This is a genomic window from Aquitalea sp. LB_tupeE (assembly GCF_013391415.1).
Classification (GTDB): domain Bacteria; phylum Pseudomonadota; class Gammaproteobacteria; order Burkholderiales; family Chromobacteriaceae; genus Aquitalea.
On sequence record NZ_JACAXB010000033.1, the window covers coordinates 17,480 to 35,292 of the forward strand.

The 17,813-nt window shown below is 56.5% G+C and carries 12 protein-coding genes; 9 read left to right on the forward strand and 3 right to left on the reverse strand.

The window, feature by feature from the left end:
- Positions 1–291: 291 nt before the first annotated feature.
- The 7 genes from HWX34_RS16765 to HWX34_RS16795 all read left to right on the forward strand — a co-directional run bounded on the left by HWX34_RS16765 (position 292) and on the right by HWX34_RS16795 (position 11,840).
- Complete coding sequence (locus HWX34_RS16765) at positions 292–1,869, forward strand: ABC transporter substrate-binding protein (RefSeq protein WP_178973323.1); 1,578 nt, start codon at positions 292–294, stop codon at positions 1,867–1,869.
- Between the two features lie 601 nt (positions 1,870–2,470).
- Positions 2,471–3,634 (forward strand): efflux RND transporter periplasmic adaptor subunit, encoded by a 1,164-nt coding sequence (locus HWX34_RS16770; RefSeq protein WP_178973324.1) that lies wholly within the window; start codon positions 2,471–2,473, stop codon positions 3,632–3,634.
- 15 nt (positions 3,635–3,649) lie between these two features.
- Positions 3,650–6,793: an efflux RND transporter permease subunit gene (locus tag HWX34_RS16775; protein WP_178973325.1), complete on the forward strand. Its 3,144-nt coding sequence runs from the start codon at positions 3,650–3,652 to the stop codon at positions 6,791–6,793.
- A complete protein-coding gene (locus HWX34_RS16780; protein WP_178973326.1) occupies positions 6,793–8,241 on the forward strand; it encodes an efflux transporter outer membrane subunit in 1,449 nt (482 codons plus the stop codon). Before HWX34_RS16775 ends, HWX34_RS16780 begins: the two co-directional genes overlap by 1 nt.
- Positions 8,242–8,349: 108 nt before the next feature.
- A complete protein-coding gene (locus HWX34_RS16785; protein WP_178973327.1) occupies positions 8,350–9,006 on the forward strand; it encodes a TetR family transcriptional regulator in 657 nt (218 codons plus the stop codon).
- Between the two features lie 115 nt (positions 9,007–9,121).
- On the forward strand, positions 9,122–10,522 hold the full coding sequence (locus tag HWX34_RS16790) for an EAL and HDOD domain-containing protein (protein ID WP_178973328.1): 1,401 nt from the start codon (positions 9,122–9,124) through the stop codon (positions 10,520–10,522).
- 265 nt (positions 10,523–10,787) lie between these two features.
- On the forward strand, positions 10,788–11,840 hold the full coding sequence (locus tag HWX34_RS16795) for an NADP(H)-dependent aldo-keto reductase (RefSeq protein ID WP_178973329.1): 1,053 nt from the start codon (positions 10,788–10,790) through the stop codon (positions 11,838–11,840).
- A gap of 69 nt (positions 11,841–11,909) precedes the next feature.
- On the opposite strand, the gene HWX34_RS16800 is transcribed toward HWX34_RS16795, so the two are convergent.
- Both HWX34_RS16800 and rmuC read right to left on the reverse strand, forming a co-directional pair.
- Positions 11,910–12,164 carry a hypothetical protein gene (locus HWX34_RS16800; RefSeq protein ID WP_045846938.1) on the reverse strand — a complete coding sequence of 85 codons (255 nt, stop codon included), beginning with the start codon at positions 12,162–12,164 and terminating at the stop codon, positions 11,910–11,912.
- Between the two features lie 113 nt (positions 12,165–12,277).
- Positions 12,278–13,759, reverse strand: a complete 1,482-nt coding sequence (gene rmuC / locus HWX34_RS16805) for a DNA recombination protein RmuC (RefSeq protein ID WP_178973330.1) — start codon at positions 13,757–13,759, stop codon at positions 12,278–12,280.
- 213 nt (positions 13,760–13,972) lie between these two features.
- Here rmuC and gdhA point away from each other — a divergent pair, with 213 nt between their 5' ends.
- A complete protein-coding gene (gdhA, locus tag HWX34_RS16810; protein WP_178973331.1) occupies positions 13,973–15,310 on the forward strand; it encodes an NADP-specific glutamate dehydrogenase in 1,338 nt (445 codons plus the stop codon).
- 79 nt (positions 15,311–15,389) lie between these two features.
- Positions 15,390–16,097, forward strand: coding sequence for a hypothetical protein (locus HWX34_RS16815; protein WP_178973332.1), 708 nt, complete (start codon positions 15,390–15,392; stop codon positions 16,095–16,097).
- Positions 16,098–16,116: 19 nt separating this feature from the next.
- Here HWX34_RS16815 and recJ read toward each other — a convergent pair whose 3' ends face one another.
- Positions 16,117–17,808 (reverse strand): single-stranded-DNA-specific exonuclease RecJ, encoded by a 1,692-nt coding sequence (gene recJ / locus HWX34_RS16820; protein ID WP_178973333.1) that lies wholly within the window; start codon positions 17,806–17,808, stop codon positions 16,117–16,119.
- Positions 17,809–17,813: the final 5 nt, after the last annotated feature.

Sequence of the window (17,813 nt, forward strand, 5' to 3'; positions counted from 1 at the left end):
ATCTATCCCCGCTAAACGTTTGATCCCGGTCCCCGCCGGGATTTTTTTTGTCCGTTTCTGGGGGTGTTGCACAATTTCCAGCACACAGAGTGCCACATGTTCGCACCGCTGGACATCGCTCTGCGCTGCTGCCGGCATGTTGCAGATCATTCAGACTATTGACACAGCACGGCAGGAGAGATCAACTCTTGCCCTCACGTGGGAGCTGGCAACAACCGCACCCTAGCACAATTCATGGCCAGAACACTGGCACTTGCCCGACAAATAACAGCGGGCAATGGAGAACAATCAATGAAATTGCACTTGCTGGCGCTGCTGGCGCTAATGTCTGGTCTTTCTCCGCTCGCACAGGCGGGGCGTGCCCTGGTATTTTGCGCCGAAACCGCGCCGGAAGGCTTTGATCCCGCCTTATGGGACAGCGCTTCTACTTATAACGTGACACGGCAGATTTTCCAGGGACTGGTCGCGTTCAAGCGGGGAGGGGCCGACATCATTCCGGCACTGGCCAGCAAATGGGAATTATCACCGGATGGGCTGACTTATACATTTCATCTGCGCAAGGGGGTACGTTTTCAGACTACCGATTATTTCAAGCCGAAAAGCGGTTTTTCTGCCGATGATGTCATGTTCACCGTGCAGCGCTGGACGGATCCGGCCCTGCCATTCAACCTGGCATTCAAAACGCAGCTGCTAGGCCCGGCCAATTCGGGGCTTGCATCATCGATTCAACGCATCGAAAAGGTGGACCCGTACACGGTCCGCATTGTGCTGAAACAGCGCAATGCCGCCTTCCTGAGCTTTCTGGCGATGGGTTTTGCCGGCATGCAATCGGCCGAGTACGCCAATCAACTATTGCAGCAACATCGGGCCGCGGATATCAACCGCTTCCCGGTTGGCACGGGCCCTTATCAATTCAAGAGTTATGCCAAGGATTCTGCCGTACGATTTGCGGCCAACCCCTCGTACTGGGGCCACCCCCAGCAAACCGGCAGCCTGATTTTTGCCATTGTCACCGACCCGCAGGTGAGGATTCAGAAGTTGAAAAATAATGAATGCCAGATTGCCGCGGCGGTGCGTGAGGATGATCTTGATGGTTTGCAGTCCGACCCGGCCATCAAGCTGGTCAGCACGGGTGCGATGAATATTTCCTATCTGGCTTTTAATTTGCAGCGCCCGCAGCTGGCCAAGCGCGAGGTGAGGGAGGCACTGGATATTGCGATTGATCGCAACGCCTTGTTCAAGGCACTGTTTCCCAAAGGGGGTGCCATACAGGCCATCAACCCTTACCCGCCAAGCGTATGGAGCTGGAATCCGCGTACCCGCAATGAATACAATCCGGCACGGGCGCGCCAGCTATTGGCCAGGGCAGGGTATCCGGATGGTTTTACCATCAATCTGTGGGCCTTGCCGGTACAACGCCCCACCAACCCCAATGGCAAGCTGATGGCGCAGATGATTCAGCAGGATTGGGCCAGGATCGGCGTCAAGACCACCATCCAGAGCTACGAATGGGGCGAATACCTGCGCCGTGCGGCGCAGGGCGAGCACGATGTGTACATGAGTGGCGTAACCAGCGACTCTGGCGATCCAGATGACTTCCTGTCCACCTCGCTATCGTGTGCAGTCAGCAAGGGCGGGCAGAGATTCTGCAATGCCGAATTCGATCAGCTACTGGAAAAAGCCAGACAAGTTGCCGATCGCAAACAGCGCACGGTCTATTATCTGAAGGCGCAGGAAATCTTCAAGCGCGAACGTCCGTGGATCACCATGGCGCACTCGCGTATTTACATTCCGCTGCGCAAGGAGGTGGAGGGCTTTGTAATGAACCCCAATGGCTCCTTCGGCTTTGAGGATGTGCGCTTGCGCTAGGCTGGTTTGCAGCCGCGGCTGGCATAATAAGAAAAGGCCGCTTGCGCGGCCTTTCAAGTTTTGCCCTTCATTTTTCATGCCGTTTCTGGTGCGTGTCAGCGAGGTCCCCACCCGATGCTGACTTTGCTCACGGCTTGTGCGTACTTCCGGCTACTTCGCATCTTCCCCGATGCTATTCTCCCGCTGCAGTGACCCTCCCCAGGGCCGGTCTGCTTGTTCACCCAGTATTCAAGGCTTGTTCTCTTCGTTTGGCTTTGCTTGGCTGTCTGACGCTTTGATCATAACTCTGCTGCATGCTTGCCGCATCGCCAACATGACAAAAACCACGAAAATATACTAAGTAAAAATACGTGGTGTGGCAAAAAAGTCATTTTTATTAATCGTCGTTAACAAAACATTCGACTAAAACGTAATAAATCACACGAAAACTCGCTAGTTTTCACGCTTGCCGCTTGGTCAGCGGCTGTCCTTTACATTTTTTCTCCGCAAAAATTAATGCATACAAACGCGTATGTATTTAAAATGCCGGTACTGCATCATGAACTGGGCAGCCATGCACTGGCTCAGCGCAGCTTTCATAAAATCAAGAACTGGAATGTCTATGCACATCAAGCAAGCCACACCCGCACTCAAGGCTGTTGCCGCTTTGCTGCTGACAGCCGCACTGAGCAGCTGCGGTCAGTCGCAAAACGCCGGCATGCCTGCTGCCGGCCCGGCCAGCGTCGGCGTGATCACGCTGCAGCCGCAGGATACTGTCATCACCCGCGAACTGCCAGCGCGTATTTCCGCCTTCACTGTTGCCGAAATCCGCCCCCAGGTTGGCGGCATTATCCAGAAACGCCTGTTTACTGAAGGTAGCAACGTCAAGGCAGGCCAAGTCCTGTATCAGATCAACCCTGACACCTATCAGGCCGCCTATCAAACAGCCCAGGCCAGCCTGGCCAAGGCCGAGGCGACACTGACCTCGGCTGACTTGAAAGCCAAGCGCTATTCGCAGCTGGTTGAAATCAAGGCCATCAGCAGCCAGGACAACGATGACGCGCGAGCTGCCCTGCTGCAGGCGCGCGCCGATGTGGCCACCGCCAAGGCTGCAGTGGAGACTGCCCGTATCAATCTGGCTTATACCCGCATTACCGCGCCAGTCAGCGGCCGGATCGGCAAATCCAGCGTGACCGCAGGTGCGCTGGTCACGGCCAATCAGACCACGGCCCTCGCTACCGTACAGCAGCTGTCCACTGCCTATGTGGATATGACCCAGTCCAGCACCGATTTGCTGCGTCTGCGTCGTGACTTTGCCAAGGGCGCTTTGCAGAACCAGTCTGGCAAGGCCAAGGTAAAGCTGATCCTGGAAGACGGCAGCGAATATGCACAGCCTGGTGAGCTTGAGTTCTCTGACATTACCGTTGATTCAGGCACCGGCATGGTGACCTTGCGCGCCACCTTTGCTAACCCGACTGGTGAGCTGTTGCCCGGCATGTTTGTGCGCGCACGGCTGGAGCAGGGTGTGCGTCATAACGCCTTGCTGGTTCCTCAGCCTGCCGTGAGCCGCAACCAGAAAGGTGAGGCCGTGGTCATGGTGGTAGACCGGGATAATAAGGTGCATGCCCGCACCATCAAGACCAGTCAGACCATTGGTGACAAATGGCTGGTGGATGGCGGCCTGCAAGGCGGCGAGCGCATCGTGGTGGAAGGCCTGATGAAGGTGCAGGATGGCGCCACCGTCAAGCCCGAGCCGCTGAAGTCCAATGCCTCTGCCGCCAAGTAAATCAGGGAAAGATTCATGTCCAAATTTTTTATCGACCGGCCAATCTTTGCCTGGGTGATTGCCATCGTGATCATGCTGGCGGGTTTGTTGTCGATCCGTAGCTTGCCGATATCGCAATATCCGGCCATTGCACCGCCGCAGATCGCCATCAACGCCACTTATCCGGGCGCGTCGGCCAAAACCGTAGAAGACAGTGTCACTCAGGTGATCGAACAGAAAATGCAGGGTATCGACCACCTGCGTTACATGAACTCCACCAGTGATGACACCGGTGCGGTCACCATTACCATGACCTTCGACGCCGGGACCAATCCGGATACCGCGCAGGTACAGGTGCAAAACAAGCTGCAATCGGCCATGGCCACCTTGCCGACCGTGGTGCAGCAGCAGGGCATTACCGTCACCAAATCAGCGCGTAACTTCCTGATGGTGGTGGGCTTTGTTTCCGAAGACGGCAGCATGACCGGCACTGACCTGGGCGATTACGTTGCCAGTAATCTGCAGGATTCGCTCAGCCGGGTGAACGGAGTAGGGGAAGTCACCTTGTTTGGTTCGCAATACGCCATGCGTATCTGGCTGGACCCGAACAAGCTCAACAGCTACCAGCTGACTACCGCAGACGTCACCACGGCCATTACCGCCCAAAATGCGCAGGTATCGGCCGGTCAATTGGGCGGCCTGCCTGCCAAACCGGGTCAGCAGCTGAATGCCACCATCGTGGCGCAAACCCGCCTGTCCAGCGCCGAACAGTTTGGCAAGATCTTGCTGAAGGTAAGTGCCGATGGCTCGCGCGTGCTCCTGAAAGACGTGGCCCGTATCGAGCTGGGTGCGGAAACCTACCGCACCAAAGCCTTGTTTAATGGCAAACCGGCAACCGGTGTGGCCATCAAACTGGCTAGTGGGGCCAATGCGCTGGATACCGCTCAGGCCGTGCGCAACAAGGTGACCGAACTGTCGGCCTACTTCCCCAAGGGTGTGAAGGCGGTTTATCCCTACGACACCACCCCCTTCGTGAAGATTTCCATCGAAGAAGTGGTCAAGACCCTGGTTGAAGCCATTGCCTTGGTGTTTGTGGTGATGTACGTCTTCTTGCAAAACTTCCGCGCCACGCTGATTCCCACCATCGCCGTGCCGGTGGTGCTGCTGGGTACTTTTGGTGTGATGGCGGCTACCGGCTTTTCCATCAATACACTGACCATGTTCGGTCTGGTGCTGGCCATCGGCCTGCTGGTGGATGATGCCATTGTGGTGGTAGAAAACGTGGAGCGGGTGATGAGCGAGGAGGGCTTGCCACCGCGTGAAGCCACCCGTAAATCGATGGGGCAGATTACTGGCGCGTTGATCGGTATTGCGCTGGTGCTGGCTGCGGTGTTCGTGCCGATGGCCTTCTTTGGCGGCTCCACCGGGGTGATCTATCGCCAGTTCTCCATTACCGTGGTGTCCTCCATGGCGCTGTCGGTGCTGGTGGCGCTGGTGCTGACTCCGGCACTGTGTGCCACCTTGCTCAAGCCGGTAGAGAAGGGTCATGGCGTCGGTCATGAATACACCGGCGTATTCGGCTGGTTCAACCGCACCTTCGACCGTAATAACGAGCGTTATCAGGGCATTGTGTCGCGCATGCTGACCAAGAGCCTGCGTTATATGGTGATTTACGCTGGCATCATCATTGCCATGGCGGTGTTGTTCATGCGCCTGCCCACGTCCTTCCTGCCGGAAGAAGACCAGGGCATCCTGTTTACCCAAGTGCAATTGCCACCGGGTGCCACGCAGGAACGTACCGATGCTGCGCTGCTGCAAGTACAAAAGCACTTCCTGAACGACCCTGCCGTCAGCTCGCTGTTTACCGTTTCTGGCTTTGGTTTTGCCGGTAGCGGTCAGAACATGGGCCTGGGCTTTGTCCAGCTCAAGCCCTGGGACGAGCGCAATCGCCCGGACCTCACCGTCAAGGCTGTGGCTGGCCGGGCCATGGGTGCTTTCAGCCAGATTCGCGACGCGATGATCTTTGCCTTTGCCCCGCCAGCCGTGATGGAACTGGGTAATGCGTCCGGCTTCGACCTGCAATTGCAAGACCGTGCAGGGCTGGGGCATGACAAGCTGATGGCTGCGCGTAACCAGTTGCTGGGCATGGCGGCGAAGAATCCCAAGCTGATGGCAGTACGACCCAACGGCTTGAGTGACAATCCGCAATACCTGCTGGATGTCGACCACGAAAAAGCCAATGCACTGGGCGTGTCGGTGTCGGACATCAATACCACCCTGAGTACGGCAATTGGCTCCAGTTACGTCAATGACTTCATCGACCGTGGCCGTATCAAGAAGGTATACCTGCAAGGTGATGCGCCTTATCGCATGTCGCCGGAAGATTTGTCCAACTGGTATGTACGCAACAGCAGCGGTGCCATGGTGCCATTCTCGGCCTTTGCCAGTTCGCACTGGGGCTTTGGTTCTCCGCGTCTTGAGCGTTATAACGGCCAGTCGTCGGTGGAAATCCAGGGCTCTCCGGCAGCTGGCGTCAGTACCGGTACGGCCATGACGGAAATGGAAAACCTGATCAAGCAATTGCCTGCCGGCATTGGTTTTGAATGGACCGGTCTGTCTTATGAAGAACGCTTGTCCGGCTCTCAGGCCCCGGCACTGTATGCCATTTCCTTGCTGATTGTGTTCCTGTGCCTGGCTGCGCTGTATGAAAGCTGGTCGATTCCGTTCTCGGTGATGATGGTGGTGCCGCTGGGCGTGATTGGTGCCTTGCTAGCAGCCAGCCTGCGCGGGCTCACCAATGACGTGTACTTCCAGGTAGGTTTGCTCACCACCATTGGTCTGGCGGCGAAAAACGCCATTTTGATTGTGGAGTTTGCCAAGGAGCAGCAAGAGCACGGCAAGGAATTGATTGCCGCCACCATGGAAGCCGTGCGCATGCGTCTACGTCCCATCCTGATGACTTCGCTGGCTTTCATTCTGGGTATTTTGCCGCTGGTTATCAGCCATGGCGCGGGCTCAGGCAGCCAGAACGCCATTGGTACTGGCGTAATGGGCGGCATGATTTCTGCCACCGTGCTGGCAATTTTCCTGGTTCCGGTATTCTTCGTGGTCGTCCGCCGTCGCTTCCCGCCCAAGAAACTGGCGGATGACATGCACGGCATCAGCAAGGAGGGCCTGTAATGTCCCGCTTTATCAAGGTTTTCAGTCTGGGCATGCTGGCTAGTGCGCTGGCGGGCTGCTCGCTGATTCCGGTTTACCAGCAACCGGCCAATGTATTACCCGCTCAATGGCCTACTGGTCCGGCCTACCAGGGCGTTCCGGCTGACAAGGCTGGTAGCACGGATGCTGCTCAATTGGCCTGGCAGCAATTCTTTACCGACCCTGCCATGCAGCGCTTGATCCGCCTGGCACTGGAAAACAACCGCGATCTGCGCGTGGCGGCTTTGAATATCGAAACGGCAAGAGCGAGCTACCAGATTCAGAAGGCCAATCTGTTTCCGGTCATCAGCGCCAGCGGCAGTGGCACCAATCAGCGCATTTCTGCCAATAGCAGCAGCACCGGCAGTGCCTATATCAGCCACAGTTACAGCGCAGGCCTGGGTTTCAGTGCTTACGAACTGGATATCTTTGGGCGCCTGTCCAGCTTGAAGCAACAAGCACTGGAAAACTTCTTCTCGCTGGAAGAAACCCGCCGCAGCACGCAAATTTCGCTGGTTGCCGAAGTGGCCAATGCCTACCTGACCTTGCTGGCAGACCGCCAACATCTGAAGGTGGCTGAAAACACACTGCAATCACAACTGGCTTCGCTGGAACTGACACGCCGCAAGCTGGAACTGGGTGCAGCCACCGACCTGGACCTGAGCAGTGCCGAAACCACGGTGCAATCTGCCCAGTCGGCCCAGGCCAGTTACCAGAGCCAGGTGGCGCAGGACGAAAACGCGCTGACGCTGCTGCTGGGTACGGCCCTGCCGGATGATCTGCGCAGCAGCAATGCCCAGCTGCTGCCGGGACAGCTGGCAGACCTGCCAGCCGGTCTGCCGTCCTCCTTGCTGCAACGCCGCCCGGACATTCTGGCGGCCGAACACGACCTGAAAGCGGCCGATGCCAATATCGGTGCGGCACGTGCCAAGTTCTTCCCCAGCATCAGCCTCACGGCAAGTGCCGGAGCCAGCTCCAGCAACCTGTCTGATCTGTTCAAGGCGGGCAGTGGAGCCTGGTCGTTCAGCCCGTCCATCAACCTGCCCATCTTCAATGCCGGCAGCTTGAGTGCCAATCTTGAATCAGCCAAAGTGGCGCGGGAAATCGCGGTTGCCAAGTATGACAAGGCCGTGCAGACCGCATTTCGCGAAGTGTCCGACGCGCTGGCTATTCGCGGCACCGTGGGAACCCAGTTGAAGGCGCAACAGGCACTGGTACAGTCCAGCCAACGCAGTTTGCAATTGTCCGAAGCGCGATTCAAAGCGGGTATTGACAGCTATCTGACCTTGCTGGTGGCGCAGCGTACGCTCTACAGCGCGCAGCAGGATCTGATCAGCACGCAACTGTCGCAGGCCTCTAACCTGGTAACGCTGTACAAGGTACTGGGAGGGGGGTGGCAGCCGGTAGAGCAGGGCAGCAAAGGCGGGTAGAATCCCGGCCTTTCTGCAGGTAATACGGGAGTGCGCGTCAGTGTGCTCCCCGAAAAAACAGAATGACCGGGCAATGTACCCGGTCATTTTTTCCGGATGGATGACGTCATGGCACGCAAAACGAAAGAAGAAGCTGACAAAACCAGGCAGCTGTTGCTGGATGCAGCAGAACATCTGTTCTGGGAACAAGGCGTCAGCAAAACCACACTGGCCAGCATTGCCGAATACGCCGGCCTGACCCGCGGCGCCATCTACTGGCACTTTGACAACAAGGCGGACTTGTTTAACGCAATGTGTGATCGTGCGTTTCCTCCATTCGAAGAAATGATGGAGGTATTGCTACAAGCCGGCCACTGCCCGGAACTCAACCCGGCACAGCGGCTATGGCTGCACAGTTGCGGCGTGTTGCGACTGGTCACCACCACACCGCGCATTGCGCGGGTTATCGGCATCATCAATCTGCGTTGCGAATACGTGGGCGAAATGCAGAATTCCCATTTGATGGACCGCAACTGGCTGATGGAAAAGGTAGGCAATCTGCACACCATCCTCAGCCAGGCTGCCGCAGCCGGACTGGTACGTCCAGGAATTGATCTGGCTTGCGCTGCCGGCTGCCTGCATTCAACGATTTGCGGCTTGATCGACAGCTGGTTGCTTAATCAGGTGGTGGACCTGGTTCAGGATGCCGACAAACTGCTTACGCCTTTCTTTGCCGGCGTCTTCCTGGATGAGTGCTGGCTGCGCAAGTCTCCGGCCCACAGCTGATTGTTCACATCAGACTGTCCATACATGCCAATTCTGACTACACTGTCATGCGCGGTTAATCGCCTGTCTTTTTGGCTGGCCCGCATGGCTAACTGTTCATGTCAGCGAGTAAATAATGTTTAAAAAGATATTCGGCGGCTTGCTCAATCGGGGAGAGCAGGTCACACCGGAAACTCCCCAGGCAGCCCAAGCGCCCGTGCAAGTGGAAGAGGCTGCCGCAAGCAGCGCACCTCTCAATCTGCCGCAAACACTGGGCTTTGTTTCCCACCAGCCCATTCAGGACAAGTCGCAGCGCATTGTTGCCTATGAGTTCTCGGTCAAGGATGGACTAAGTGGCAGTCGTACCGCAGCCGGCCGGCGCACGTTTGACCGCCTGTTGTTCAGCACGCTGAAGAACATGAACATCTTCCGTTTGCTGACTTTCCGCCGTGCCTTTATTCATGTCTCGCTGGCCTCACTGGATGAATTGCCCTCGCTACAGCTACCTTCGGACAGCACCATTTACCTGCTCGATTTGCTGGAAGGTGAACAACTGACCGAAGACCTGATTACCCAACTCGATGGCTTGCGCGCAGCAGGGCTGCGATTTGCTGTTGAGCCTGCCCGCTATGGCAGCAGCCCCACAGCACTGGAGCTATATCAAAGGTTGGATTATCTGGTGTTGGACTTTGCCGCTCCCAATACCCGCGCCTTGTTTCCCTTGCTGGAACAACTGCCGCAGCGTTATCCGCAACTACGCTGGTTGGCACGCAACATCAATACCGCAGAAGAACTGGCGCTGTGCCGCCATGCCAAAAACAATGAGCGGTTTGCCCTGTTTCATGGCTCGTATCTGTCAGTTGCCCAGCAAAGGGTAAGCCAGAAAGAAGGGGCGAATCAGGGCAGGGTGCTTGAAATCATGCGCCTGCTGCGTGCCAATGCACCCACAGCAGATGTTGAAGCCCAGTTCAAACTGGACTCCGTATTACTGTTCAAGCTGCTGCGCTTTGTCAATTCGCCAGTCAATGGCCTGTCGCGCAAGATCCAGACCATTGAAGACGGCCTTATGTTGCTTGGGCGCAATGCCTTGTTCAAATGGCTGTCCCTGTTACTTTTCACCTCGGAAAGCGATAGTGGCGCCACCTTGTCTTTGCTGGAAAAATCCCTGATCCGCGCTCATTTCATGGAAGAACTTGGCATCGTACGCGGCAACAAGCTTGAGGCCGAACACTTGTTCCTGACCGGCATGTTCTCCTTACTGGGTGATTTGCTCAGCATGCCGCTAAGCGAAGCTCTGGAACCATTGGACCTGCCGTTCATGATTTCGGATGCCTTGTTGCACGACAAGGGCCTGTTTGCCGCGCCATTGCAACTGGCTAAAGCCTGCGAACAGGATGACAGCAACAGCATCACCCGTCTGGCAGCCAGCATGGAAGTGGACATTGGCCAGGTTAACAGTGTCTACATGGAAGCCGTGGTCTGGGCGCAAGAAGTACTGAGCGAAAGCGAAGTGCAAAGTAATGTCGACAGCGTATGACCAGTCAGCTGTAACAAAAAAGGCCTCACGGGGCCTTTTTTGATACCCATTGCCAAGCAGCTGACGCGAGAGCGGTGAGGCCTTGACTGCTTGTGGTCAGGTATTAAGTTTCTGGGATGATATTTGCATTATTTGACATAATATATATTATGCGAACTAAAGTATTCACATACGGAGGATTGCTTATGGAAGTAAATGACTTCTCAGTCATCGTTCGCATCAGTACCATGTAGTTCTCCACCCACCTGACGGAAAGATACGAATCATGCAATATCGCAAGCTGGGCGACACAGATGTATCAGTAAGCGTGATTGCTCTGGGAACCATGACCTGGGGTGAACAGAATACCGAAGCCGAGGCGCATAGCCAGATTGACCTGGCGCTTGAACATGGGGTGAATCTGCTAGATGCTGCAGAAATGTATCCGGTTCCACCTCGCCCGGAGACACAAGGCCTGACAGAGTCCTATATTGGCAGCTGGTTAAGAAAAACCGGCCTGCGTGATCGCATCGTGCTGGCTAGCAAGGCGGCAGGTCCGGCTACCGACCCCAAGCGGCCAAGTCATTTTCGTGATGGCAACCCTCACTTTGATCGTAAGAATCTGACGCAGGCGCTGAACGATAGCCTGCGACGTCTGCAGACTGATTATCTTGACCTGTACCAGCTGCACTGGCCGGACCGTACTGCAAACACATTTGGTACTCTGGGTTTTCCTTGGCAGGATGACCCGGTCGGCAGTACGCCGATTGAAGAAACACTGTCCATCCTGCAGGAATTCATTCGTGATGGAAAAGTCCGCGCCATTGGCCTGTCCAATGAAACGCCATGGGGTGTGGCGCAGTTTCTGAAGGCTTCGGAGAATCTTGGCTTGCCACGCGTGGTGAGTATCCAGAACCCGTACAGCCTGCTAAACCGGCTGTATGAAATTGGCCTGTCAGAATTCAGCCGACGGGAAAATGTCGGTTTGCTGGCTTATTCGCCGCTGGCCTTTGGTGTGCTGACAGGTAAATACCTGAATGGCGCACGACCAGCCGGCGGCCGCCTGACCTTGTTCGATCGTTTTACCCGCTACAGCAGCCCGACAGCTGCTGAGGCGAGCAAGGCTTATGTGGAACTGGCGCAGCAGCATGGAATCAGTCCGGCGCAACTGGCCCTTGCCTTTGTCAACAGCCGTCCGTTTGTCACCAGCAATATCATTGGTGCGACTACGCTGGCACAGTTGCAGGAAAATCTGGATAGCATCCACGTCACGCTGAACGATGAAGTACTGCGGCAGCTGGAAGCCATTCATGCGCGAATTCCCAACCCCTGCCCTTGATCTGGCCATGCAAGCATGAAAAAGCCCTGCATTGCAGGGCTTTTTCTTTTAAATGCGCAAGCAATACGCTTAGGCAATTTCTTTTTCGCGCTGATACATGGCATAGCTGAAAATCGGCCAGCCGGAAGCCAGTGCCTGCTCCAGGGTCAGCTGTTGCGGCTGCCAGTGTTCCGGTTGCTCGTCGTCAAATTCACCGAAAACATCATACAGCGTAGCTGACAGTACATCGTCCAGCTCATCTGCCGACTTCATCTCAACAATAATGAAGTCATACATTTTTTCCCATTCGCTGGAATTGCGCATCGGAACCTTGAAGAACACCATACTGATACTCCTGTTTGTCATGCTGGCCGCAAGAAGGCTGCGGTCATGCTTGCTGATTTAACGGCGCTATCTTAACCATTTGGCGCAAATAGTTCACCCCCAAATCAGCGTATTCATTCATCACTCCCCTCTTCTGCCACATCACTAAGCAGATGCCCAGGGAGTTGCTTGCTGTGCTTGATACCCATCTTACGCAGACGTTCCGCGCTGGCCAGCAGATTGCCACGTCCAGACGAGAGCTGGCGCATGGCATCGCCAAAAACCTCGCGGGTACTGTCCAGCTGTTTGCCCAGTTTTTCCATATTGCTGACAAAACCGGCAAACTTGTCGTACATGGCACCACTTTGTCGGGCAATTTCCTGTGCGTTCTGATTCTGGTACTCGTAACGCCAGATGCTGGCCACGGTACGTAGCGTGGCCAGCAAGGTGCTGGGACCGACAATCATGATGCGGCGTTCAAAAGCCTCGTTAAACAAGCTCATGTCATGCTGCACCGCCAGCAAGTAAGCGGGCTCCACAGGAATGAACATGAAAACAAAATCCACAGTATTCAGCCGGTACAGGTCCTGATAGCGCTTTTCGGACAAGCTGCGTATGTGTTGGCGGATGGCGGCGACATGTGCCTTAAGCGCCTGTTCGCGGGCGGGCTCGTCGCTGCTAGCGACATAGCGCACATAGGCGTTGAGGCTCACTTTGGAATCCACTACCAGCTGTTTGCCTTCTGGCAGGTCGATAACCACATCGGGCTGATAGCGCTTCAGGCCATCTTCTGTTTCCAGTACATCGGACACCTGCACACGGTACTCACGATCCCGGCTCAAGCCCGACGTTTCCAGTACCTTCTCCAGCACCATTTCACCCCAGTTGCCCTGAGCCTTGTTGTTGCTGCCGGTCAGTGCCTGGGTCAGGGCGATGGCATCCTGGTTCAGGCGGGTGTTCATCTCTTGCAGGCGGCGCAATTCCTGCTCCAGGGTCAGGCGTTCCTTGGAGTCCTTGTCGTAGGTGTCCTGCACCAGTTTGCCAAAGCCCTGAATGCGCTCGTGCAAGGGCCCTAGCATGGCTCCCAGGCTCTGCTGATTCTGCTCGGCAAAGCGTTTGGACTTTTCTTCCAGGATGTCATTGGCCAGCGCTTTGAACTGATTGCTGAGCGTCTCTTTGGCCTCGGTCAGCAAGGCCAGTTTATCTGCCGCTTGCTGACGTTCCATGTGCAGCATGGTTTGCAGCTCTTGCTCACGATTGCTCAGGCGGACCAGTTCCTGGGCCTGTTGCTGAAGCTGTTGGCTTTGCCGCTGCCAGTCGTTGCGCGTTTGCTCCAACTGGCGGGCCTGCTCCTGCTTGCTGGCCCAGTGGGCTGCCGTTTGTTGCTGTGCTTCAGCCAACTGTGTCCGCAAGTCGTTCAGCTCCCGGGATTGAACATCAGACTGCTGGCGTAACTGCTGTAATGATTCCTGTAGGGATTCCAGCCGCGCTTGCAAGCCCGCTTCTTGCTGCAGCCATTGCTGGCGCTCGCTTGCATGGCGCTGCAGTCCCCGGAAACAGGCTAGCAGGCTCGCGGAGGTACATAGCAACAGCAGGCCCAATATCAGTTCTGTCATGATTTTCTTTTCGGCAGGATGACAATCGAGCCAGCATAGCGAACATGATTGAATTTGTACATATTCATGTCAAAGTGGTCGGTGGCAGCCAAGAATATTCTCCATGCAGGCAAAGACTATTCCGATTTTGCCCTGATTGACGCCCTGACAGGCTTGCCCTGCTCCTTTGCTGGCTAAACTTGTGCCCTCGAAAACTCGCCATTCACACACGCCATGTTTGATAGCACGCTTTTCCTTGAGCACCTGCGCCAGCGCAATCCCCACCAACCGGAATACCTGCAAGCAGTCCATGAAGTATTCGAGAGTTTGCAGCCCTTCTTGCGGCAGCATCCGCACTACACCGATCAGGCTTTGCTGGAGCGTCTGGCCGAACCTGAGCGCATCATCATGTTCCGTGTGTGTTGGACGAATGATCATGGTCGGGTGCAGGTCAATCGTGGATACCGGGTGCAACACAGCATGGCCATTGGCCCGTACAAGGGCGGGATACGCTTTCATCCCTCAGTGAATCTTTCTGTTCTCAAGTTTCTGGCTTTCGAACAAACACTTAAAAATGCACTCACCACCCTGCCCATGGGCGGTGCCAAAGGCGGATCAGACTTCAACCCCAAGGGCAAGAGCCAGGCCGAAGTCATGCGCTTTTGTCAGGCCTTTGCCTGCGAGCTTTACCGCCACATCGGCGCCGACACGGATGTCCCGGCAGGTGATATCGGCGTGGGTGGACGTGAAGTTGCCTATATGGCAGGCATGGTGAAAAAGCTGGGTAATCGGGCGGATTGTGTGTTTACCGGTAAAGGCTTGAGCTTTGGCGGCTCGCTGATGCGGCCGGAGGCAACCGGATTTGGCACCGTATATTTTGCTCAAGAAATGCTTAAGACGCGGGGCTTGTCACTGGAAGGCATGCGGGTGAGTGTGTCGGGTTCTGGCAATGTGGCGCAGTATGCCATCGCCAAAGCCATGGAACTGGGTGCCAGAGTCCTGACTGCCTCGGATTCAAGTGGCACGGTTCTGGATGAGCAGGGTTTCACCCCGGCCAAGCTGACCGAGCTGATGGATGTCAAGAACCGTCAGTATGGACGCATCAGCGATTACGCAGCGCGACTGGGCCTGCCCTTCTTGCTGGGCAAGCGCCCCTGGCAGGTAGCTGTTGATGTGGCCCTGCCCTGTGCCACACAGAACGAACTGGATGAAAATGATGCGCGCAGTCTGATTGCCAATGGCGTGTGCTGTGTGGCCGAAGGTGCCAATATGCCATCCACCTGGCAAGCCGTGCAATGCTTTGAACAGGCTGACGTGCTGTATGCCCCCGGCAAGGCCAGCAATGCTGGTGGCGTGGCAACCTCGGGGCTGGAAATGAGCCAGAATGCAGCGCGTATCAGCTGGACGCACGGGGAAGTCGATGCGCGCTTGCATGCCATCATGCAGGGCATACACCAGGCCTGTGTCAATCACGGGCGCGGGGAGGATGGACGTGTCAGTTATGTACGCGGAGCGAATATAGCCGGGTTCGCCAAAGTGGCCGATGCCATGCTGGCGCAGGGTCTCATCTGATTTTTATTGCGCAAGTGCGTGGCTGACAAACCCTGGCGCGGGCGCAATAATTGCGCCTTACACTTTGGTTTCATCATTCATGCGCTGCCTTTTATTGTTCATCCTGATAGTTGGTCATGCCTGGGCCGACGGCCCGACCTTGCCAGCCCATTTGCAGCTGGCCCGGCAACTGCTTGCAGAGGTCAGCCCCGAGCACAACAGCTATCAGCATCATGGCTGGGTGCGTTGGCAAGGCGATACCGGCTTGCTGGGCCGAGCCGAATACAGCACGGTGCAAACGGATTGCAGTGGCTTGCTTGATGCCATTTTCCAGCGTACCGACAGTCTGGTGCTGGATGGCGTGCGCAGAACTTACTGGAAGGAATACCCCAAGGCCGAGAATTACTACGCCGCAATTGCCGCTGGTCAGGGCTTCGTCCGGCGCGAGCGCATGCAGGATGTGGAAGCAGGTGATGTTTTTGCCGTGCGTTACCTGCATGCCAAGGACACCGGCCATGTAATGATCGTCAACAGCAAGCCGGAAATCTTGGATCCTCCGCTGCCACCCTTGCGGGAAGGAAGCACCCAATGGCGGATGGAGGTGATCGACTCGGCCGGAGCGCACTGGAAAAATGACACACGCTACCGGGAGGATGGCAGCAAGCAAACCGGAATCGGGCGTGGCTGGGTACGCATTTATGCGCGTGTGGATGGCAGCCTGACTGGCTGGAGCTGGTCTACCGGGCCGGCCAGTAAATTTCGCGACGACGATCAACTGGCCATCGGTCAGCCGGTTTATCCACAATAATCATCGCGCATGGACGGCATCAGTCTGCCGCCACCCAATGCTGTAGGTAGATTTGCAGCTCCTTGCGCCCTTGCCATTCATTGGCCACCAGCTGATACACCGCATTGATATTGTCGGGCAGCCAGTCCACCTGATTGAACAGCATGGCGTCGAACTCCTGTCCTTGCTTGGCAATGCGCAGCTTCAGATGCTTATCACCCACCACGCGCTGGCTCATTACGGCAAAACGGTCGTGGAAATACGGCACTGGGAAGCCTTGCCCCCACACCTCGGACGCCAACTGCTCGGCAAAGGGCAGATGGAGTTCGCGCGCATCCAGGCTGCCATCGGTTTCGATGGTGCGGGTGAGCTGGTTTTCGTCCAGCAACTCACGCGCCACCTGCTCGAATGCCTGCTGGAATTCGGCAAACCTTGCTTCTGCCAGCGTCATGCCTGCCGCCATGGCATGGCCGCCAAATTTCAGGATCAAGCCTGGGTTGCGCTTGAACACCAAGTCCAGCGCATCACGCAAATGGAAACCGGGAATCGAACGGCCGGAACCCTTGATTTCGCCTTCATCGCCGGGTGCAAATACGATGGCCGGGCGGTGGAAACGTTCTTTCAGCCGCGAGGCGACAATGCCCACGACCCCTTGATGCCAGTCATCCCGGTACAAGGTAAGGGTGTAGCGGTCTTCCGGGTCGATGCTGGACAGCACCGCCAGGGCTTCATCCTGCATGCCGTGCTCGATGACCCGGCGCTCGCGGTTTAGCCGGTCCAGCTCTTGCGCCAGCGTCATGGCTTGGCTTTCCGTACCGGACAGCAAGCAGGCAATGCCCAGACTCATGTCATCCAGACGACCGGCTGCATTCAGTCGGGGGCCCAAGGTAAAGCCCAAGTCAAAGGTATTGGCCTTGTAATGTGCGCGCCCGGCAATGCGGAACAGTGCGGCGATGCCGGGCACCATGCGGCCGCTACGCATGCGGCGCAGGCCGTTTTCCACCAGAATGCGGTTGTTTTGATCCAGCCGTACCACGTCGGCTACCGTGCCCAGTGCTACGTAGTCCAGCAATTCGCCCAGATTGGGTTCGGTCCGTCCAGCATAGATACCGCGTTGGCGTTGCTCGGCACGCAAAGCCAGCAACACATAAAACATCACCCCTACCCCGGCCAGATGCTTGGAAGGAAAGGCGCAGCCCGGCTGATTCGGGTTAACGATCAAGGCCTGCGGCAAGGTGTCTCCGGGCAGGTGGTGGTCGGTAATCAGTACCTCGATGCCCAATGCCCGTGCCCGCTCCACCCCGGCCACGCTGGCGATGCCGTTATCAACGGTGACGATGATGTCCGGCTTGCTTTGCGCTGCCAGATCGACAATTTCCGGGGTCAGGCCGTAACCGTATTCAAAACGGTTCGGCACAATGAAGTCCACCTTGCCGCCCAGCATGGACAACCCTTTTACCGCCACCGAGCAGGCAGTTGCCCCGTCGGCGTCGTAGTCGGCCACCACCAGCATGCGTTGCCCGGCCGCAATCGCATCGGCCAGCCGACTGGCCATGGCCGTGATGTTCTTCATGCTGTGATAAGGCAGCAGCGCTTTGAGGCTGTAGTCCAGCTCATCCGACCCGGCGATGCCGCGGGCGGCATACAGCCTGGCCATCAAGGGGCTCAAGCCCTGGGCAATCAGTGCTGTGTGGTATTGATCGGGAATGTTGCGGGTAACAATGCGTGACATGAAGT